The sequence below is a fragment of the Micromonospora sp. NPDC049529 genome (assembly GCF_055586685.1).
This window is the reverse complement of record NZ_JBVJHT010000008.1, coordinates 337,300-359,612: the sequence shown is the minus strand read 5'-3', so window position 1 is coordinate 359,612 and position 22,313 is coordinate 337,300. Positions and strand designations below refer to the sequence as shown.

The 22,313-nt window shown below is 74.8% G+C and carries 6 protein-coding genes (1 of these 6 running past the window's edge); all 6 read right to left on the bottom strand.

Annotated features, from left to right (window positions below):
* Tightly spaced (each overlapping or abutting the next), the 6 genes in view from ACZ6QQ_RS16485 to ACZ6QQ_RS16460 form a layout consistent with a single transcriptional unit that may run on beyond the window.
* Nucleotides 1–1,903: the 5' portion of a non-ribosomal peptide synthetase gene (locus tag ACZ6QQ_RS16485; protein ID WP_465877113.1), read on the bottom strand. 971 nt of this gene lie to the left of the window's left edge; 1,903 of the gene's 2,874 nt are visible here — the first part of the coding sequence; it begins with the start codon at nucleotides 1,901–1,903; its stop codon lies off the left edge, out of view.
* On the bottom strand, nucleotides 1,900–3,276 hold the full coding sequence (purD, locus tag ACZ6QQ_RS16480) for a phosphoribosylamine--glycine ligase (protein ID WP_465877112.1): 1,377 nt from the start codon (nucleotides 3,274–3,276) through the stop codon (nucleotides 1,900–1,902). The genes ACZ6QQ_RS16485 and purD overlap by 4 nt, the downstream gene beginning before the upstream one ends.
* Nucleotides 3,273–4,298 carry a proline iminopeptidase-family hydrolase gene (locus ACZ6QQ_RS16475; protein ID WP_465877111.1) on the bottom strand — a complete coding sequence of 342 codons (1,026 nt, stop codon included), beginning with the start codon at nucleotides 4,296–4,298 and terminating at the stop codon, nucleotides 3,273–3,275. The genes purD and ACZ6QQ_RS16475 overlap by 4 nt, the downstream gene beginning before the upstream one ends.
* Nucleotides 4,295–12,259, bottom strand: coding sequence for an aminotransferase class III-fold pyridoxal phosphate-dependent enzyme (locus ACZ6QQ_RS16470; protein ID WP_465877110.1), 7,965 nt, complete (start codon nucleotides 12,257–12,259; stop codon nucleotides 4,295–4,297). The genes ACZ6QQ_RS16475 and ACZ6QQ_RS16470 overlap by 4 nt, the downstream gene beginning before the upstream one ends.
* Nucleotides 12,256–16,884: a type I polyketide synthase gene (locus tag ACZ6QQ_RS16465; RefSeq protein ID WP_465877109.1), complete on the bottom strand. Its 4,629-nt coding sequence runs from the start codon at nucleotides 16,882–16,884 to the stop codon at nucleotides 12,256–12,258. The genes ACZ6QQ_RS16470 and ACZ6QQ_RS16465 overlap by 4 nt, the downstream gene beginning before the upstream one ends.
* On the bottom strand, nucleotides 16,881–22,313 hold the full coding sequence (locus ACZ6QQ_RS16460) for an amino acid adenylation domain-containing protein (RefSeq protein ID WP_465877108.1): 5,433 nt from the start codon (nucleotides 22,311–22,313) through the stop codon (nucleotides 16,881–16,883). Before ACZ6QQ_RS16460 ends, ACZ6QQ_RS16465 begins: the two co-directional genes overlap by 4 nt.

Below are 22,313 nucleotides of genomic sequence, written 5' to 3'. Positions count from 1 at the left end.
GCATGATCGTGCCCAGCACCGCCACCTCCTCGTCGCGATCCGGGTAGAACGACGACATGCCGGCGTTGCGTGGATAGACGGTCAGCGAGGCCCGCTGGTCCCGGTCGGAGAGGCCGGCCCGGAACAGCCGGGCGTTGATCCGGTGCAGCGCGACGGTGACCGACAGCGCGTCGAACGCCTGCGGGCCCGGCTCGAAGGCGTACACCTCGACGTCGGGCGTGACCGTGTGCACGTCCAGGGTGAAGATGCCGATGTTGGCACCGACGTCGAAGACCACGTCGCCCGGGCGTACGTCGATGCCGCCCCCGAGGTAGAGCCGGTCCACCACGATCTCCTGGTGGAACTGGAGCGTCTCGCTGTCGTTGACCGAGGCGACCTCCCGGCCGTCCGGCAGCCGGAGCAGGTGCAGCCTGTCGGCGGCAGCCGCCACCTGCCGTTCCGGTACGACGTAGGCGGCGAGTCGGTCCCCGTCCGGGCCGGGCACGGTGATGACCGCGGCGTCCCGGACGCCCGGGTGCTCGCGGAGGGCGGCCTCGACCTCGCCGAGCTCCACCCGGAACCCGCGGATCTTCACCTGGGCGTCCCGGCGGCCGAGGAACTGCACGTTGCCGTCCCGCAGGTAGCGGGCAAGGTCACCGGTGCGGTACAGCCGCGGCGTCCGGCCGTCCGGCGACGGCTCCGCGAACGGGTCCGGCACGAACCGGGCGTCGGTCAGCTCCGGGTCGTCCAGGTAGCCGAGGGTGACCCCGACCCCGCCGACGAAGAGCTCTCCGGGCATCCCCACCGGGGCCGGCCGGAGCTCGTCGTCGAGCACGTACAGCCGGACGTTGGGAAACGGGCGCCCGATCGGGGTGAGCTGGCCGTCGCCGAGCGACTGGCTGGTGCCCTCGAAGTACGCGCTGTCCACGGTGGTCTCGGTCAGGCCGAAGGAGTGGATCAGCCGGACGCCGGGACCGAGCAGCTCGCCCAGCCGGCGGTGCTCGCCGTACAGCCAGCGGTCGGAGCCGACCGCCAGCAGCCGCAGCGACTCCGGAGGCCGGGCGCCGGAGTCGGTCAGGTGGTGCACGAACTCCCGCAGCAGCGACGGTACGAACTCGGCGAACTCCACCCGCTCGGCGGCGAACAGCTCGTGCAGCAGCCGTGGCGTCAGGATCGTCTCCCGGGGGCAGAACACCAGCGTTCCGCCGGAGCAGAGGGCCCGGACCAGGTCCGCCTGGAAGACCACGAAGGAGAAGCTGGTGAGCTGGGCGTGGCTGTGCACCTCGGTGCCGAGCCGGTAGGCGTGCTCCCAGCCGGCGTAGAGCGCGGTGAGGTTGTGGTGGCCGATCAGCACCCCCTTCGGCCGGTTGGTCGAGCCGGAGGTGTAGACCAGGCAGGCCGCCGAGTCCGGGGCGACGGGCACGGCGGGGCGCCGGGCGGCGGCCTCGTCGGCCGGCACCGCGTCCTCGGCGTCCAGGTCGATCACCGGTACGTCGAACGCCGGCTCGCCGTCGAGGGCGCCGTTGCGGGTCACCACCGCCGCGAGCCCGGGATCGGCCAGCACGTGCGGCAGCCGGTGCCGGCCCTGCTCGGCGTCGAGCGGGACGTACGCCGCGCCGGTCTTCAGCACGCCGAGCACTGCGGCCGGCACCCACGGCACCCGGTCGAGCAGGATCAGCACCCGCTTGCCGGGACCGATGCCGAGCCCGAGCAGCCGGTTGGCGAGCCGGTTCGCCATCCGGTCGAGGGCGGCGTAGCTGAGCCGCGTGTCGCCGGACACCACCGCCAGCGCGGTCGGTGTCGCGTCGACCCGGGCCTCGACCAGGCCGTGCACCGTGCCGCCGGACAGGTACGGCAGGTCGGTGGCGTTCCAGTCGTAGAGCAGCTTGCGCCGCTCGTCGTCGGTCAGCAGCAGACTCGTCACGCGGACTCCCCTGGTTGGCTCTGCGAGACTCCGACCGCCGCCGAGTCCCAGGGCATCACCCGGCCGATGTCGGTGCGGTACCGGATGCCGTTGAAGTCGATGTCGCCGATCGCCTCGTACGCCCGGCTCGCCGCCTCGTCGAGGGTGCTGCCCCGGCCGACCACGTGCAGGCAGCGCCCGCCGTCGGTGACCAGTCCCTTCTCGGGCAGCACCGTGGCCTGGCCGAGGAAGACGTGCGCCCGTTCGGGGTCGATCCGGTCCAGCCCGGTGATCGGATAGTGCTTGCCGTGCCGCCCGTACGGCCAGCCCCGGTACCAGCCCTTCGACCGGCCCCGGGAGATCTGCCGGGTCTGCCCCTGGGTGGCCACCACGTTGCAGAGGTGCTCGTCGGTGACGTGCAGCGGCCCGAGCGCGCCGAGGGTACGGTCCAGCATCGCCCGGCACACCACGGTCGCGTCGTCGGTGATCCGGGGCAGGATCACCTCGGCCTCCGGCTCGCCCATCCGAACGTTGATTTCGAGCAGGTAGAGCCGCTCGCCGACCAGCATGGTGCCGATGTAGAGGACGCCGGTGTAGTCGATCTCCTCCGCCCGCAGGCCCCGGAGCAGCGGCAGCAGGATCTGCCGCTCGAACCGGTCGGTCCCCTGCGGCGAGTCCAGCGGATGCGGTGAGAACGAGCCCATGCCGCCGCAGATCACCCCGCGGTTGCCGTCGTCGGACCACGGATAGTCGGCGGCCATCGGCAGCATCACGTGGTCGTCCCCGGCGACGAGCGCGAAGTAGAGCAGCTCGACCCCGTCGAGCCGCTGCTCGACCACCACCCGCTCGCCGGCCGCCCCGAACTCCCGCTGGACCATCAGCCGGTCGATCGCGGCCAGCGCGTCGTCCACGCCGTCGCAGACGAACGAGCCGTTGCCGCCGCAGAGCCCGTCGGCCTTGACGACCACCGGCGCGGCGACCTCCCGGACGTACGCGGCCGCCTCGGTCGGGTCGTCGAACCAGCGGTACTCGGCCACCGGTACGCCGTGCCGGCGACACAGGTCCTTGGTGAAGCTCTTGCTCGACTCCAGTCGGGCGGCGGCGCGGTCCGGGCCGAGGGTCGGCAGGCCGGCCGCCCGGAACGCGTCGACGAAGCCGTCGGCGAGGGCGGCGGCGTTGGCGACGAAGACCAGGTCGACGCCGGTCTCTGCGGCGTACCGCACCATCGGCGCCGGGTCGGCCAGGGTCAACTCGGGCCGGGAGACGATCCGCTCGTGCGTGATGGCGGCGCAGCCCGGCGCGTAGTGCACGGTCACCTCGGGACTGGTCCGGACGAAGAGGTCCGCGAACGCGTGCCCCCGGCCGGAGTGATCAACGACGAGCACGTTCTTCATAGGGAACCTCCCGGTTGTCCGGCCGGCACGGCCGGTGGTGGAACGGGTGTGCCTGGTGGACCGTCCGGCACCGGCGGTGGCAGCGGTGGCGGGGGAACCACGTCCGCCCCGGTGACGCCGGCCGGTGCGTCGTGTGCGGCCAGGAAGGCGGCGAGCGCGGTGCGATAGGCCGCCGGCTCCTCAAGATGCGGCACGTGGGCGCTCTCCGCGAAGACGGCCAGCCGGGCGTCCGGCAGGTGTTCGGCGAGGGTACGGGCGCAGTTCGGCGAGATCTCGTCGTACCGGCCGACGGTCACCAGCGCCGGCTCGGTGATCGCCGGCAGGTCGGCGGTACGGTCCCAGTCCCGCATCGCACCGTCGATCACCAGCTCGTTCGGCCCGAGCAGCGTGTGGTACGCCAGCGAACCTCGGACGCCCCGGCTCGCCTGGACCATCGCCTCCGGCCAGACCGGCAGTCGGCACAGGTGGCGTTGGTAGAAGTCCAGCAGCGACGCCCGGTACGCCGGGTGGTCGAGCTCGCCGGTGGCCTCGTGCCGGGCAAGCGCCTCGGCATGCTCGGCCGGCAGGTCGGCCCGGAGCGCGGCCAGCTCGCGTACGTGCTCGGGCAGGCTCGCGGAGGTGCTCGCCAGGGTCACGCTGGCCACCCCGTTCGGCCGGGCGGCAAGATATTCCAGGGCCAGCCATCCGCCCCAGGAGTGCCCGAACAGGTGCATCCGGCGCAGCCCGAGCATCCGGCGTACCGCGCGCAGCTCGGCGACGAAGCGGGGCAGCCGCATCAGCTCCGGGCGGTTCGGTGCCTCGGAGCGACCGCAGCCCAACTGGTCGTAGAAGACGACCCGGCGTTGCTCGGCCAGCGCGGCGAGCGGTTGGAGGTAGTCACTGCCGGCGCCGGGACCGCCGTGCAGGACCAGCAGCGGCAGGCCGGGGCCGCCGCCGACCGTCCGGTACCAGACCAGCCCGCCCGGCACCGGCAGGTACCCCTCGGCGTCCACCGCCGCACTACCTGGGCGGCCGGCGTTCACAGCCGCACCTCCGGGTCGGCGAGCACCTTGCCGAGCAGGGTGGCGAACCGGTCTGCGAGCAACGCGACCGTCTCGGCGTCGAACAGGTCCGTGCGGTACTCGAACGCGCAACTGAGCTCACCCTCCACGTCGTCGATCAGCAGCGACAGGTCGAAGTGCGCGGTGTGCCAGGTGTACGGCACCCGGCTCAGCTCCAGGCCCGCCGCGTGCCACTGCCGTCGGGTCGAGTCGAGCAGCAGCATCACCTGCACCACCGGCGGACGGCTGGAGTCGCGATGGCCGGGAAGCTCCTCGACGACGTGGTCGAACGGGACGTCGCCGTGCGCGACCGCGCCGAGCAGCCGCTCGCGTACCTGGGCCACCAGTTCCCGGAACGTGGGCCGGTCGCCGAGCTCGGCCCGGATCGGCAGCATGTTCAGGAAGAGCCCGACCAGCGGCTCGGCCTCGGCACGCTGTCGGTTCGCCGACGGGGTACCGACCACGATGTCGTGCTGGCCGGTGACCAGGTGCAGCAGCGTGTGGAACGCGGCCAGCAGGGTGACCAGCGGGCTGACCTGCGCGGCCCGGCTGAACCGGTGGACCTCGTCGGAGAGCTGCCGGGGCAGCCAGCACCGGTGGACCGCACCGGCGAAGGTCTGCACCGCCGGCCGGGGCCGGTCGGTCGGCAGCTCCAGCGGCGGCACGCCGGCCAGCTCCCGCCGCCAGTACCCGAGCTGCGCGTCCCGCTCCGGGCCGGCCAGCCAGTCGTGGTCCCGGGCCGCCAGGTCGACGAAGCGGGCCGGCGGGTCCGGCAGCGGCGACGGCTGCCCGGACCGGAGCGCCGTGTACGTCGCCATCAGGTCGGCCAGCATGACGTCGAGCGACCAGCCGTCGCAGACGAGATGGTGCACGGCCAGCAGCGCGACATGGTGGTCGTCGGCGCGGCGCAGCAGCACCGGTCGGAACAGCGGCCCGGTCCTCAGGTCGAACGGCCGGTGCAGCTCGGCCTGGACCTCGCGGTCGACTGCGGCGTCCCAGTCGGGCTCCGGCACTGTGCCGAGGTCGACGGTACGCAGCTCGACCGGCGCCGGATCGTGCACGACCTGTACCGGCCCGCCGTCGCGCTCCTCGAAGGTGGTCCGGAGCGCGGCCTGCCGGCGTACCAGCTCGGTCAGGGCGTCGGCCAGGACGTCGCGGGCCAGTGGCCCCCGGATCCGCACCGCGACGAAGATGGTTTGCGCGGTGCCGGGTTCGAGCTGCTCGACGAACCAGAGCCGGCGCTGGCCGGCGGAGAGCGGATATCCGCCATCGACCGGCTCCGCGACGGGGGTCGGCGGTCCCACCGGTGCGCCGCCCTCCGCCTGCCGGAGCAGCTCGGCGAGGCGCGCGACGGTGGGCGCGTCGAAGACCCCCCGCAGCGCGACCCGGACGCCGCGCTCCTGCCGAATCCGAGTGATCAGCCGGGTCGCCGCCAGCGAGGTGCCGCCGAGCGCGAAGAAGTCGGCGTCGGGGTCGACGGTCGGCTGGTCGAGCACCTCGGCCCAGAGCTGGCAGAGCCACCGCTCGGTCTCGTTTCCGGGCGCCCGGCCCGCCGTGTTGCGGACTGCGGCGACCGTTTGGGTCGGCGCGGGAGTCGGGTGGACCGGCTCGGGCAGCCCGGTCCGGTCGAGCAGCACGGCCACCGGGGCGTCCGGCTCGTCGACCAGCGCGCCGAGCAGCGCCAGGTAGCCGTCCAGCCAGCCGCGCACCGAGGCCGGGTCGAGCCGGCCGGCGTGGTCGAGCTCGACCCGCAGTACGTCGTCGGCCTCGACGACGTTGACGAAGAGGTCGCCGCGGGCCGAGACGACCGGGGCGACCTCGGGGCTGGCGGTCAGCCCGGCCACCTCGATCGCCCGTACCGGCTGGTCCACGTTGAACACCACGGTCGTGCCCGGTACGGCCAGCGCCCCGAACCCGGCCGGCCCGTTGCCGGCGGCCAGCCCCGCCACCGAGACGGCCTGGTGGTCGTACGCCTCCGACAGTGTGTCCCGGACCGCGCGGAGCTGGTCCCGCCCGGTCGACCCGGGGTTGACCCTGGCCCGGATCGGCAGCATGTTCACGCAGTTGCCGACCAGCTCGGGTGCGCCCATCGCGAGCTGCCCCGGCACCGGTACGCCGACCACGAGGTCGTCCTGCCCGGTGACCCGGCTCAGCAGCATCTGGAACGCGCCGAGCAGCAGCATCGCCAGCGAGACGTGCTCCGCCCGGGAGGTGGCCCGGAGCCGCTGTACCAGGTCGGGCGGAAGCGGGACGGCGAGTCGACCGCCGGTGCCGTCGCCGGTGCCGGGCAGGGTCAGCGGCGTCGGTGGGTCGGCGAGCCGGTCCCGCCAGTAGCCGGCCGCCGCGATCCCGTCCGGGCCGGCGAGCCGGGCGGCCCGCCAGTCCGCGTAGCGGTGCCACGGGGTCGGCGCGGGCAGGGCAGTCGGCTGACCGAGCCGGGTCGCGTACCGGGCGGTGAGGTCGCGGATCAGCACCGCCCAGGACCATCCGTCGACGACGAGATGGCTGCCGATCGCGACCAGCAGGTGCACGGTCGGCGAGCGCTTTACGAGGTACCAGCGCAGCAGCGGCGGCTGTTCCAGCCGGAACGGCCGGTCCAGCTCGCCGCGCAGCCAGGTGCGCAGCGGCGCCGGGTCCGGGTCGTCCGGGTCGGTGTCGGCCAGCCCGACCTCGGCGGCGTCGCGGACCGTCAGCTCGGTCGGGGCGGCAGAGTGCACCCGCAGCCGTTCGCCGTCCGGGTCGAAGCCGATCCGCAGCGCCTCGTGCCGTTCGGTCAGGTCCCGCAGCGCGGCCCGCAGCGCGTCGACGTCGAGCGGCCCGGTCAGCCGGATCAGCACCGGGTCGAGGGTCACCGCCACGTCCGCGAGCTGGGCGGCGAACCAGAGCTGCCGCTGCTCGTCGGTGGCGTCGAGGTCACCGCTCCATCCGCCGTCGGCGGGCGGTAGGAAGCCGCCCTCGCGCAGCCGCCGCAGGCTGGTCGCGAACGCCTGGACGATGTGGTCGAGGTCGTCGTCGGTGTGCGCGGTCGACAGGAAGAGCGTCCGGCCCTCCCAGGTGTAGACGCCCTCGTCGAGCAGGTGATAGTAGAGCAGCTCCAGCTCGCGGGGCACGACCAGGCGCATCATCGACGCGAAGTGGGTGATCTGGATCGGCACCGCCTCGGCGGCGAAGAGCTCGCGCAGCCGGGCGACCAGCCGGTCGGTCCGTTGGTTCACGGACTGCTGAAGCTGCGGCCCGGCGTCGCGCAGGTGTTCCAGCGTCGCGCGGGCGGCGACCATCGAGAGCGGGTGCTCGCAGAACGTTCCACCAAGGAACGTACGCCGACTGTCGTGCGGCGGATACGAGTCGTCGCCGTAGCGCCACTGTCCCCCGTCGACCCCGTCGAGGTAGTGCGCCCGCCCGGCGACGATTCCGATCGGCATGCCGCCACCGGCGATCTTGCCGTAGGCGACGATGTCCGCCTGGACTCCGAAGACCGCCTGTGCGCCGCCGGGGTGCAGCCGGAACCCGGTGATCACCTCGTCGAAGATCAGCGCACAGCCGGCCGCCTCGGTGATCTCCCGCAGCCGCCGCAGGAAGTCCGCCGAGTGCACCTCCGGGTTGCGGCTCTGGATCGGCTCCACCAGTACGGCGGCCAGCTCGTGCGCGTGCCGGGCGAGGATCTCCAACGACTCCGGGCGGCAGTAGTCGACCATCATGGCGTCGCCGACCGCGCCGGGTGGGATCCCCGGCACGGCGGGCAGCACCTGGGGCTCGTCGCTGAGGTAGTCCGGCCGCCCCAGGGTGGCGTCGTAGATCCCGTGGAACGCGCCGGTGAACATGGCGATCTTCGACCGGCCGGTGGCGGCCCGGGCGAGCCGGATGGCCAGCATCACCGCCTGGGTACCGGTGTTGAAGAAGGCGACCCGTTCCACCCCGGTCAACTCCGCGAGCAGCTCGGCGACCTGTTCGGCCACCGGGGAGCAGGGGCCGAGGATGGTCCCCTGGCCGGCGTCCAGCTCCTCGCGGATCGCCTCGGCCACAAACGACGGGTTGTGGCCCAGGAACGAGGCGCCGAAGCCGACGGCCAGGTCGACGTACTCGTTGCCGTCGACGTCGTGGAACCGGGCGCCGTCGCCGTCCCGGACCAGGATCGGGTAGATCAGCTCCTTGAGCTCGGACCGGAAGTTGAGACAGTTGCGGTGGTTGGCCCGGACCAGCCGAGACCGCTGGGTCCGCTCCTTCGAGGTACGGGTCTTCGCGTTGTAGCGCGCGGCCAGCTCCGCCACGTGCGCGCGTTGCCGCTCGGTCAGCCCGTCGGCGCCGTCGCCCGCCCCGGCCAGCGGGTCGGCCGGTGCCGCTGATCCGGCCGAGGCGGCGACCACCGGGGAGGGCGTCCCGGCCGGGGTGCCCGAAAGGCCGTCCGCGCTGGTCGAGTTGGCGGTCGGAAGCGCGGGCCCGGCGACTGGCGGTGCGGCGGCGACTCCGGCACCGCGCAGCGCCGCAAGCTGCTGGCCGAAAATCTCGTGTTGCAGTTCGGCCTGCCGGCGCAACAGCGCGAGCTGCTGTGCGACCACCTGTTCCGCCGGGCTGCCGCCCGCAACCGCCACCGGCGCGGATCCGGCGGCCCCGGGCGGCGCCACCGCCTCCCCGGCTGCCGGTGCCCACGACTCCACCGGCCCCGGCTGCGCGGGGACGACCGGTGCCGCACCGGACGGCGCCACCGGGCCGGCCGGTGCGCCGGGAGGCGGTGCCGGTACGGCCGGCAGGCGGTCGGCGATGTAGTTCGACAACGCGGTGACGGTGGCCAGCTCGGCGAAGAAGAGCCGCATCGGCACGGTGACCTCGAACGCCCGGCCGATCGCGTCGCCGGCCTGGGCCAGGTTCAACGAGTCGAAACCCAGCTCGAAGAGGTTCATGTCCGGGTCGATGCGCTCCGGCGGCAGCCCGGAGACCCGGCCGAGCACGGTCAGGATCCGGTCGGCGACCTCCCCGGCCCGGGCCGCCGGGAGCGCGGGCGCCACGCCGGAGTCGTTCGTCACGCTCATCGGTTCACCTTTCGCCGGGGCGGCCGGGGCCGTCGCGGTCGCCGGGGCGGCCAACGCCGTAGGAGCAGCCAATGCCGTAGGGGCGATCGGACCTGCCGGGCCCGCCGAGACGGCCAGCGGAGTCGGGGTCGCCGGGACGGCCGGGGCGGTCGGGACGGCCAGGGCTGTCGGGGTCGCCGGAGCGGCGTCGGGGCGGCCGGGCGGATCGACCCAGTACCGCTGGCGCTGGAACGGGTACGTGGGCAGTCCGACCCGGCGACGCGAGCCCGGGTACAGGGCCGGGACGTTGACCGGCACTCCGCGTACCCAGAGCTGACCGAGGGCGGTGGCGAAGCATCGGGCGGCGTCCCGGGGATCCTCGCGGTGCCCGAGCAGAGGCACCACGGTTGGCTCCGTACCGCCGGTCGGCTCGACCCCCCGGAGCAGCCGGGTCAGCGTCCGCCCCGGCCCGGCCTCGACGAGCACCGCAGCGGCGGTGCCGAGCGTACGCAGCCCGTCGGCGAACCGGACCGGCTCGCGGAGATGGTCGACCCAGTATCGGGGATCGGTCACCTGCGCGTCGACCCAGCCACCGGTCAGGTTGGAGACCAGCGGCACCCGGGGCGGCCGGAGGTCGACCCGGCGCACCACCTCGGCGAAGCGGTCGAGGATCGGGGTGACCAGGTGGGAGTGGAACGGCACCGACACGGCGAGCCGCCGGCTCGGTATCCCCCGCGCGGCCAGCCGCTCCGCCAGCCCGGCCACTGCCTCGACCGAGCCGGAGACGACGCACGCGCCGGGCCCGTTGACCGCCGCCAGCGAGAGCTCCGGGTCAAGCAGCTCACGCACCCGGGACTCCGGCACGTCGAGGCTGAGCATCGCCCCGGCCGGCAGCTCGGCGACCAACTCCCCCCGGGCGACCACCAGGTCCAGGGCGTCCGGAAGGGTCAGCACCCCGGCCAGGCAGGCGGCGACGTACTCGCCGAGGCTGTGACCGGCCAGCGCCGCCGGCCGTACGCCGCCCGCGCGCAGCAGCTCGGCCAGGGCGTACTCGACGGCGAAGAGCGCCGGCATGGAGAGCTCGGGCCGGTCCGGCCAACTCGGGTCGACGGCCGGCCCCGGACCAACGCCGAGCAGGTCCGGCAGGGCATACGGCAGGCGGCCCCGGACGAGGTCGGTGCAGGCGTCCAGCGCCGACCGGAACACCGGGGACCAGTCGTAGAGCGCGGCGGCCATCCCGGTATGCGCCGCGCCCATGCCCGGAAAGACCAGCGCCACGGCGGGCGGCTCGGCGTCGGCGGTGCCGGTACCGCTGTGTCCGGGGTCGCCGTTGCGCAGCGCCGAGGTGACGGTGCCGGCATCCCGGCCGACCACGTACCGGCGGTGCCGGAACGGATGCCGGCCGACCTGCGTGGTGTAGGCGACGTCGGCGAGCTCCAGTGCGGGATGGTCGGTGAGATGCGCGGCCAGCCGGCGTTCCGCGTCGGCAAGCGCCGCCTCGGACCGGGCCGACACCAGCAGCAGGGGCCAGCCGACCGGAGCGGCCGGAGCGGGCGGCGCGGGCGGCGCGGGCGGCGCGGGCGGCGCGGGCGGCGGCGCCTCCTCCAGCACGACGTGCGCGTTGGTGCCGCCGATGCCGAACGAGCTGACCCCGGCCCGGCGCGCCGAACCGTTCCTCTCCCAGTGCCGCCGCTCCCCGGCCACCACGAACGGGCCGCCGTCCAGCCCGAGGTGTGGGCCGGGGCGCCCGAAGTGGACGTTCGGCGGGATCTCGCCGTGCTCCAGCACCAGTACGGCCTTGATCAGCCCGGCCACCCCGGCGGCGGCGTCCAGGTGCCCGATGTTGCCCTTGACCGCGCCGAGGGTGCAGAAGCCGACCCGGTCGGTCTGGGCCCGGAAGACCTTGTGCAGCGCCCGTATCTCGATCGAGTCGCCCAGCTCGGTCGCGGTTCCGTGGGTCTCCAGATAGCCGATGCTGCCGGCGTCGACGTCGGCGTTGGCCAGCGCCTGCGCGATCACCTCCGCCTGCCCGTCGACGCTCGGCGCGGTGAAACCGACCTTCCGGTCGCCGTCGTTGTTGACCGCCGTGCCCCGGATGACGGCCCTGATCCGGTCGCCGTCGCGGAGCGCGTCGGTGAGCCGCTTCAGCACCACCACCCCGGCGCCGCTGCCGAACACGGTGCCGGAGGCGTCGGCGTCGAACGGTCGTACCGTGCCGTCCGGCGAAGTGATCGCCTGCGGTACGTGCAGGTAGCCGCCCCGGTGGTGCACCTGGACCGAGACGCCACCGGCCACCGCGAGATCGCACTCGCCGTACAGCAGGCTCTGCGCGGCGTGGTGCACCGCCACCAGCGACGACGAGCAGGCGGTGGCGACGGTGTGCGCCGGGCCGGTCAGTCCCAGCCGGTACGCCACCCGGGTCGCCAGGGTGTCCGGCGCGTTGAGCGAGCCGAGGTGCAGCCCGTCGAGGACCGAGCCCCCGTGCTGCACCCGGGGCATGAGGTTGAACAGCAGGTACGAGCTGATCGTGGTGGCGCCGAAGACGCCGACTGCTCCGGCGGCGGACGGGTCGTACCCGGCGTCCTCCAGCCCTTCCCAGACGCACTCCAGGAAGATCCGGTGCTGCGGGTCCATCTCCGTCGCCTCGCGCGGCTGCATGCCGAAGAACTCGGCGTCGAAGTGCTCCGGATCGTCCAGAAAGGCGGTACGCGGGACGTAGCCCGGCCGGTCGCGGGTCTGCGCGTCGACCCCGAGCGCGTCCAGTTCCTCCGGTCCGACCGTTCGGATCGACTCCACCCCGGCGCGCAGGTTCGCCCAGAACTCGGCGATGGTACGTGCGCCCGGAAGGCGCCCGGCCATGCCGACCACGGCCAGTTCGCTGCCGCCGAGGTCGTCGTCGCCCTCCGTCGCCGGCCCGCCCGGCTCCACACCGCTCACGATCGGCCCCCCTCCCGGCGGCGTCCGGCCTGCGACAACGCCTGCCGGCGCAGCCGGGCCCGCCGGGCCTGCTCGTCGAAGGAGTCCGGCGAAGCCGGCTCCGCTGTCCCGCCCGCCCCGTCTGCTTCGCCGGCGGCTGGGCCGGCGGCCTCGATCGCCCGGCCCAGCAGTTCCGCGAGCCGGCGCACGGTCGGGCCCTCGTAGAGCGCCACCATCGGCACCCGGACCCGCAGCCGCCGCTCCAGTTCGGAGATCACGGAGAGCCCGGCCAGCGAGTCGCCGCCCAGCTCGAAGAAGCTGGTGTCCGGGTCGATGTCGGGAACGCCGAGGGTGCTGCGCCACACGTCGGTGACGAGTCGCCGCAGGTCGGCCGGGCCGACCGGCACCGGCTCGGGCCGCGTCGCCGGGGCGTCCGGATCGACCTCCAGCGGGTCGGCGGCGAGGCCGGCCGGGCCGGGTTGCCCGGGTTGTCGCCAGTGGGCGATCCGCTCCGCGAGCCGTCCCGCGCTGACCACCAGGTGACCGGTCAACCGGGAGTACAGCACCCGGTCGAACGCGTCCAGCGCTGCCTCCCGGGTCAGCACGTGGGACCCGATCGGTCGGGCGGCACCGTGCTCGGCCGGCGGCCAGGCGTCCCAGGAGACGCTCAGCCACGGCTCGCCGTCGGCGGCGGCTGCCTCGGCGGCAGCGTCGAGGAAGCGGTTGGCCGCCGCGTACCCGCCGAGCCCCGGGCCGCCGAGCACCGAGGCGGTCGACGACATCAGCAGGCAGAAATCGAGCGGTTCGCCGCGCAGCACCTCGGCCAGCCGCTGGGTGCCGTACACCTTTGCCCGGAACTGCCGCGCCACGTCGTCGGCGGTTAGCTGCGACATCAGCGCCACGGCATCGGCGCCGGCCACCCCGGCGGCGTGGATGACGCCGTGCAGTCCGCCGAACCGGTCCCGGGCCGTCGCCACCGCCCGCCGCAGGGTCTCCGGGTCGGCGACGTCGCCGGTGACCACCAGCGCCGTGCCGCCGTACGCCGAGATGGCCCGCAGCCGTTCGGCCGCCTCGGGTCCGGGCTCCCGGCGGGCCAGCAGCACCAGCCGGGCCCGGACCCGCCGGGCAAGGTGTGCCGCCACCTGGAGCCCGACCGTGCCGAGGCCACCGGTGACGAGGTAGACGCCCTCCTCGCGCAGCCCGCCCGGGGTGCCCTCCGGCACCGGTGGCAGCGCCAGCGTCGGATACTCCGGCACCCAGCGGTCCCGCCCACGCCAGCAGACCACCGGCTCGGTGCCGTCCAGGTCGGCCAGCACCCGGGCAACGGTCTCGTCCGGCGCACCGGCCGGGTCGAGGTCGAGTATCCGGCAGCGCACCCGGGGCTGCTCCTGCGGCAGCACGATGGCGAGCCCGGCGACCGGCGCCCGATGCGGGTCGACCCGGTCCCGGTCGTGCAGCCGGTGCAGCCCGGGAACGACGAGGTGCAGGCGTACCTCGGCGGTGCCGCCGGCCAGCGCCCGGGTCAGCGCCACCATCTCGGGTACGCCACCGTCCGCCCCGGTGCCGGCCAGATGGATGATGCCGAGGCGGGTGTCGGCGTCCAGCCCGGCCAGGAAGTCTCGGGGGTCGTCGGCGAGCCGCAGCGTGTCGACCGGTCCGCCCCGCTCCCGGAGCCCGTGCACGATCGCGTCGGCGACACTGCCCGGCTCGGACACCACCAGCCAGCGGTTCGGACCCGACGCCGAGGAGGTGGACGGCAGCAGCGGGCTGCGCCGCCACGACGGCAGCGCGAACCGGTCGTCGGCCGGTACGCCCGCCAACCCGGCGGGGGTGGCGCGGGCGGCGAGGTGGCCGGCGTCGGACGGGGCCCCGGTTGGTGCCGCGCTCGTACCGTCGCTGGCCGGCGCTCCCTCCGCCGCGACGACCGACGGCGGTCCGGCCGCGTCCGTAGTCGTGTCGGCCGAGGCGGTGCTGCCGGGGCCGGCCGGGGGCAGCGTGTGGCGGACCCGCGCGAACGGGTAGCCGGGCAGCGCCACCCGACGCCCGGACCGACCGGCGGACCGGACGTCCGGGGCCGCCCCGGCGACCCAGAGCTGACCGAGCGCGGCGAGCCAGGCCGCCTCGTCGTCACCGGTGCCGGGGGCGCCCATCGAGGCCACCGCGTGCCGGTCGACGCCCCGGTCCGGATGACGGCGGGCGGCGCCGGCCAGCCCGGCGAACGGCCCCACCTCCACCGGCAGCGGCGCCCTGTCCATCCCGAGCAGCCGGCCCAGCCCGTCGTGGAAGCGGACCGGGGAACGCATCTGGCCGACCCAGTAGGCCGGGTCGGTCGCTTCCGCCGGGCTCAGCCAGTCGCCGGTCCGACTGGAGACGATGGGGATTCGCGGCTCGGCCAGCGGCACCCGGCGTACCTCGACGAGGAAGGCCGCCGCAGCCGGCTCCACCATCGCGGTGTGGAACGCGTGCGACGTCGCCAGCTCCTGCACCTGCCGCCCGGCGGCGACCAGCCGGGCGCGTACCGCCGCCATCGGCTCCGGCGGGCCGGCGAGCACGCAACGGTCCGCCGCGTTGACGGCGGCCAGTTCCACCCCGTCGCCGAGGTACTCGGCAAGGTCCCGCTCGGACAGGCCGACGGCCAGCATGGTGCCGGGCGGCTGCTCGGCCATCAACCGGCCCCGTACGGCGACCAGCGCCACCGCGTCCGCGAGCCGGAGCACCCCGGCGAGGACGGCGGCGGCGTACTCCCCGACGCTGTGCCCGAGTAGTGCGACCGGGTGGACATCACGGGCCGCCCAGAGCCGGGCCATCGCGTAGTCGGTGGTCAGGATCGCCGCCTGGGCGAGGTCGGTACGACGCAACCGCTCCGCCGCCTCGGCGTCGTCCACCCCAGTGCCGGCCGGATACAGCAGCTCAATCAGGTCGACGCCCAGGTGCGGCCGGAACAACTCGGCAACCTCGGTGACCGCCTCCCGGTACGCCGGCTCCCGCTCCCAGAGTGCCCGCCCCATGCCGACCCGCTGGGCGCCCTGCCCGGGAAACAGGAACGCGACCGGCCGCTCGCCGCCGGTACGGTGGCCGGACCACACCTGCCCGGCCGGCCGTTCCCGCAACAGCCGCGCCGCCTCGTCGGTGCTGCCCGCCAGCACCACCCGCCGGTGGGCGAAGGCACGGCGCCCGTCACGCAGGGTCGCCGCCACGTCGGCCAGGTCCCGCTCCGGTGCCGTGGTCAGCGCGTCGGCCAGCCCGGCCGTCGCCCGCTCCAGTTCCTCCTGCGTACGGGCGGAGAGCAGCAGCAGCTCACGGCCCGACTCCGGCGGCGCCGGCCGGCCGGCGACCGGTGGCGGCTCCTCGACCACCACGTGCACGTTCGTTCCGCCGATGCCGGTGGAGCTGACCCCGGCCAGCCGGGTGCCGTGCAACGGTGCCCAGTCGGTGAGGTCCGTCGACACGTGGAACGGCCCGGCCGCGAAGTCGATCGCCGGGTTCGGCGCCTCGTAGTGCGGCTGCGGCGGAATCTGCCGGTGCCGCAGCATCAGCAGCACCTTGATCAGTCCGGCGATCCCGGCCGCCACGTCCAGATGCCCAACGTTCGCCTTGACCGAACCCAGCGCGCAGCGGTGCGGTGTGCCCGCGCCGAACGCGGCGGTGAGCGCGCGTACCTCGACCGGGTCGCCGAGCGCGGTGCCGGTGCCGTGCGCCTCGACGTACCCGACCGCGTCGGGCGCCACCCCGGCCACCTCGTACGCGGTGGTCACCACCTCGGTCTGTCGGGCCAGGCTCGGCGCGGTGTACCCGAGCTTGTCGGCGCCGTCGTTGTTGGTGGCCGAACCACGGATCACCCCGTACACCGGGTCTCCGGCCGAGAGTGCCGCGGCGAGCGGCTTCAACAGCACCACCCCGACCCCGGCGCCCCGTACGGTGCCCCGGGCGGCCCGGTCGAAAGGCCGGCAGTACCCGTCCGGGGAGAGGATCATGTCCGCCTCGTACCGGTAGCCGGTGCGCTGCGGAAACGGGATCGAGACGCCACCGGCGAGGGCCGCGTCACACTCGCCGTTCAGCAGGCTCTGGCAGGCGAGGTGTACGGCGAGCAGCGAGGTCGAGCAGGCGCTCTGCACCGTCATACTCGGCCCGGTCAGGCCCAGCCGGTAGCTGACCCGAGTGGCCAGGAAGTCCTTGTCGTTGCCCACCATGACCTGATACGACCCGATCGGGTCGGCACCGTCCACCCGGCCCGCCAGGTGCAGCAGGTAGCTGCCGAAGCCGGCGCCACCGAAGACGCCCACGCTGCCGGCGTCCTCCGGCCGCAGCCCGGCGTGCTCGAAGGCGTGCCACGCGCACTCAAGGAAGATCCGGTGCTGCGGATCGGTCAGGGCCGCCTCCCGGGGGGTGACGCCGAAGAACGCGGCGTCGAAGGCGTCCGCGTCGGACAGCTCGTACGCGGCCCGCACGAACCCCGGCCCGGTCCGGACCCGGCCCGGCACCCCGGCCCGGTCGAGGTCGTCGTCGGTCAGCTCGGTACGGGCCACCCGCCCGTCACGCAGCAGCGCCCAGAACGCGTCGACGTCGTCCGCCCCGGGGAAGCGGCCGGCGTAACCGATCACGGCCACCCGGTCGGCGAGGTCGTCCGGGCTGAGCTCGCCGCTCATGCCTGCTCCCCGCGCCGCTGTCGGCGGGACCGGGCGGCGAGCCGGGCCTGGCCGCGCCGCTGCCCGTCGTCCCGGGCCCGATCGGGGTCGGTGGCGCCGCTCAGGTACGTCGCCTGGGCGTTGATGGTCGGATGAGTGATCAGGTCGATCACCGGTACGTCCCGGGTCAGCCGCTCGCGCAGCAGGTGCTGCATCCGGACCAGCAGCAGCGAGTGCCCGCCGACCTCGAAGAAGTTGTCGTGCCGGCCGACCCGGCGCCCGTCGAGCAGGCTCTCCCAGATCTCGCCGAGGTCGCGTTCCAGCGGGGTGGCCGGCGGGTCGGTGACCTCGACCGGCGTCACCGGCTCGGCCGGGGCCAGCCGGCGCAGCGCGGCGCGGTCGACCTTGCCGTTCGAGGTGACCGGGACCGCCGGAACCGTCGCGATCGCGGCCGGCACCAGGTGGGTGGGGAGCCGCCCCTGGAGGAACCGCCGTAGCGCCGCCGGGTCCGGGCCGGGCGGGTTGACCGGGCAGGCGTACCCGATCAGCCGGTGGTCGCCGCCGGGCAGCGGTTCGGCCAGCACCACGGCGTCGACCAGGTCCGGATGCGACCGCAGGACGTTCGCGACCTCGCCCGGCTCGACCCGGAACCCGCGGACCTTCACCTGGTCGTCGAGGCGGCCGAGATACTCCAGTGAGCCGTCGCCGCGCCGTCGCGCCCGGTCGCCCGTCCGGTACATCCGGGCGCCGGGCCGGTCGGCGTACGGGTCGGCGACGAAGCGTTCGGCGGTACGGCCGGGGCGACCGTGGTAGCCCCGGCTCACCTGGGTACCGCCGAGGTAGAGCTCGCCGACCATGCCGGGCGGCACCATCCGCAGCCGGTCGTCCAGGACGTACGTACGGTTGCCGCCGAGGCCCTGCCCGATCGGCACGGTCGGCGGGCGTTCGGCCGGGTCGGTGTCGACCGGGACGAGGGCGGTCACCGACGCCACCACGGTCTCGGTCGGCCCGTACGCGTTGAGGATCCGCACGTCCGGGGCCAGCTCGCGAATCCGGTCGACCAGCGTCCACGGGATCGCTTCTCCGCTGATCACCAGCGTCCCGGTGGGTAGCATCGCGGCGGCCGACGGCTCGCTGAGCAGGGCGGTGAGGTGGGAGGGTGCGCCGGTCAGGAAGTGGGGGCGGCCGGCGGCGAACCGCCGGGCCAGGGCGAGCGGGTCAACCGCCTCCTCCTCCGGAACCAGCCGCAGGCAGCCGCCGGTGCTCAGGGAGACGAAGAGCGGGGTGAGACAGATGTCGGCGGCGACCGTCGAGATCAGCACGTGCTGCTGACCCCGGCTGGGGCGGAGCTGTCCGGCGGCGGCGGCGAGGTAGCTGGCGAGCTGCCCGTGCTGCACCGCCACCGCCTTGGGCCGGCCGGTCGAGCCGGAGGTGAACATCAGGTAAGCCAGCGACGCCGGATCCTGGATCGACGCGTCGGCCCGGTCCGGCCCGGTGCGCAGGGCCGTGCCGTCCCGCGCCGGCTCGCCGTCGGCGGCGGGGTCGGGCTGCGGCGGGGCCTCGCCGGACTCGACCACCAGCGTCGGGCACGGCATTCCGGGCAGCCCGTCGGCGTGGCACCGGCGGGTCACCAGGAGCCGCGCTCCGGCGTCGGTCAGCAGAGCCTCGATCCGCGCCGCGGGGCTGCCCGGCTCCAGCGGTACGAAGGCGGCACCGGCCCGCATGATGCCGAGCTGGACGGCGACCAGGTCGGCCGAGCGCTCCATCAGCACCGCCACCCGGCTCTCGGTGCCGAGGCCCCGGCCGCGCAGGTGGATCGCCCAGCGGTCGGCGGCGGCGTCCAATCCGGCGTACGTGGTGAGCTGGTCGCCGACCAGCACGGCGGGGTCGTCGGGATAGCGGCGGGCGTGCGCGGCGACCGCCGCCTCGACCGGTACGGTTCCGGCGCCCTCGGCCGCCGTCGGCTCGCCGGCGAGCAGCCTGCCGTGCTGCGCCGGGTCGAGCAGCGGCGTTTCCGACAGGCGCCGGTCGGGATCGCTCGTCACCGCGTCCAGCAGGGTGAGGAGCTGCTCACCGAGCCGCTCGGCGGTGCCGGCGTCGAAGAGGTCGGTCAGGTACCGCAGGCTGAGCCGGAGCGGCCCGTCGCCGAGAACGCAGTCCAGCGACAGGTCGAACTGGGCGTATCCCAGCTCCAGCTCCAGCAGCTTCCCGCCGGGGAAGGCGGACCCGGCCGTAATCTCCGGCCGCAGCGAGAACGCCACGTCGAAGAGCGGGTTCCGGTTGAGGTGCCGGGGTGCCCGGACCTCCTCGACGACCCGCTCGAACGGCACCCGCTGGTGCGCCATCCCGTCGACCACCACGCTCCGGACCCGGTCGACCAGTTCCCGGAAGGTCGGGTCGCCGGAGAGGTCGGTACGCAGCACCACCGTGTTGACCAGGCACCCCACCACGTCGGCCTGCTCCGGCCGGGGCCGGTCCGCCACCGGGGTGCCGACCACCACGTCGTCCTGGGCGGTGCAGCGGGAAAGCAGGAGCTGCCAGGCGGCCAGCAGGACCACGAACCGGGTGCTGGCCTGCTGGCCGGCGAGGTCACCGACCCGGGCCGCCACCGGCGCCGGCACGGTGAGGTCGTGCTGGGCGCCCCGGTAGCTCAGCCGCTCCGGGCGGGTCCGGTCGGTGGGCAGGTCCAGCACCGGCAGGTCGGCCAGCCGGTCGCGCCAGTAGGCCAACTCGGCCGCCCATCCCGGGTCCGTGCCGGGAACGCCGCCGGCCGGCCCGGTCGGCGCGGTCGGCTCGCCCAGGTCGGGGGTGACGCCGGCCCGCGCCGACGCGTACGCCCGACCGAGGTCGGCCAGGAGCAGCCGCATCGACCAGCCGTCGGCGGCGACGTGATGGACGGCGCAGCCGACCAGGTGATCCCCGTCGTCGAGTGTGACGGTCGCCATCCGGAGCAGGGGCGGGCGGTCGAGCGCGAACGGCTCGGCCGCCCACGTGCCGAGCAGCGCGGTCGCCACGGCCAGCCGCTCGGCCTGCGGGTGGTCCCGCACGTCGAAGCGCTCGACGCGTACCGTGTCGACGGGCTGGGTCACCTGCCGGGGCAGGCCCTTCTCGATCCGTACCGCCGCGCGCAGCGAGGAGTGCCGGCGCAGCACGGCCAGCACCGCCCGGGTCAGGGCGTCGTGGTCCACCGACTCGGGCAGCCGCAGTGCGGCGGCGATGTGGTACGCCGCGCCGACCGTGCCGAGCTGCTCGACGAACCAGATCCGCTGCTGCGTCAGCGAGAGCGGCGCCGACCGGCCGTCGACCACCTCCACACCGGACGGGGCCGGAGCCGACGGGACCGCCGGAGCCGGCAGGGTCGACAGCTTCGACGGGGCCGGTTCGGTACGGGCGAGCAGGTCGGCGAGCTCGGCCAGGGTGATCCCGTCCAGCACCCGGTCCACCGGTACCGCCAGCCCGAGATCGCGTTCGACGATGTGTGCGAGCCGCTGCGCCCCGTACGAGTCGAGCCCGAGGCCGGTCAGCGGCGCGTCCGGCCGTACCCACTCGACCGACTGGCGGAGCAGCCCGGCCACCCGGCGGCGCAGGTGTGCCAGGATCACCGCCGCCCGCGCCCCGACGTCGGGGATCAGCTCCAGGGTGGCCCGCAGGTCCGCCACGGACGCGTCCAGCCCGGACGGCCCGCCGTCGCCGATGCCCGCACCGCCGGGGTCAGCGGCTCCGGAGGCGCTGGGCGGCTCCGCCGCGTCGAGCCGGTCCTCGGCCACCACCGGCAGCTCGCCGGCCAGGTAGCGGGACCGGCACAGCCCACGCTGCACCTTCCCGCTCGACGTACGCGGAACACCGCCCTGCCGGACCAGCACCACGGCGTACGGCTGGATCTCGTGCTCGCCGACCACCGCCTGCCGGGCCGCGGCGGCTGCCTCGCGGGCCAGCTCGGCCGGCGCGTGCCGGTGGATCTCGTGCACGACGACCACCTGCTCGCCGTCGTTCCGCTCGACCACAAACGTGGCGCCGACCGGCAGCAGCGCGCGGTGGCTGCGCTCGACGCTCTCCTCGATGTCCTGCGGATAGTGGTTGGCGCCCCGGACGATGAGCAGGTCCTTGCGCCGACCGGTGATGAAGACCTCCCCGTCGTCGAGGAAGCCGAGGTCACCGGTGCGAAGGTACGGTTCGGCCTGCTCCGGCAGCCGGGCGGCGAAGACGTCCGGGTCGTCCCGGCCCCAGTAGCCCCGGGCGACACTGGGTCCGCTGACCCAGAGCTCGCCGACGGTGCCGGGTGGGCACGGCACGCCGGACTCCGGGTCGACCACCACCAGCCGCTGATCGGCCGCGGCGGACCCGCACGAGGTGAGGAGGCGGACCTCGGCGGCACCGGCCTCGGCGGGGCTCACCAGGTCGCGCCGGAGCGCCTCGGCGGCGTAGCGCCCGACGACCGGGGCGCGGTTGCGGGGGCCGCCGGTGACCATCAGGGTAGCCTCGGCGAGCCCGTAGCAGGGGTAGAACGCCTCGCGCCGGAAGCCGTACGGCGCGAACCGCCGGGCGAACGCCTCCAGGTGCGCCGGGCGGACCGGCTCGGCGCCGACGAACGCGACCTCCCACGAGCTGAGGTCCACGCCGGCGAGTTCGGCGTCGTCGAGCGAGGCGCAGAGCCCGAACGCGAAGCTGGGTCCGCCGCTGGCGGTGACCCGGTAGCGGGAGATCGCCCGCAACCAACGCGCCGGCTCCCTGACGAACGCCGTCGGGGACATCAGCACGACCGGAAAGCCGCCGTAGAGCGGCTGGAGGATTCCGCCGATCAGCCCCATGTCGTGGAACGGCGGCAACCAGCTACACGCGACGCTGTCGGGGTGGGTGCCGAACCGCTCCCCGATGAACGCCGAGTTGTGCAGCAGGTTGGCGTGGTCGAGCACCACCCCGCGCGGGGTGGCGGTGGACCCGGAGGTGTACTGGAGCAGCGCGACCGAGCTGGGGTCGAGCGCGGGTGGCCGCCAGTCGTCGGCCGCCGCCGGGTCGACCTCGTCCGGGGCGATCCAGCGCAGGTCCGCGCGGCCCGCGCCGTCGATCTCCGCCCTCGGGACCGGGCCGAACGCGGCGATCGGGCGCGCATCGGCGACGATCGCCGAGAGCCGGCCCGCCGCGCGGCCCCGGGCGCGTGCGTTCGGCGGGTACGCCGGAACCGCGATCACCCCGGCGAGCAGGCAGCCGTAGAGCGCGAGAACGTAGTCGAGACCGGGCGGCAGGGCGAGCAGGACCCGGTCACCCGGGCGGGCGGCCCCGGCGAGGGTGGCGGCCACCGCCCGGGCCCGCCGCTCGACCTCGCCGTAGCTGAGCCAGACCTCCGCGCCGTCGGCGTCGCCGAGAAACGCGTACGCCTGCCGGTCGGCCTCCTCCCGCGCCCGGATCCGCAGCAGCTCGGCGACGGTGGTGGTACCCGGTCCAGTGCTCAT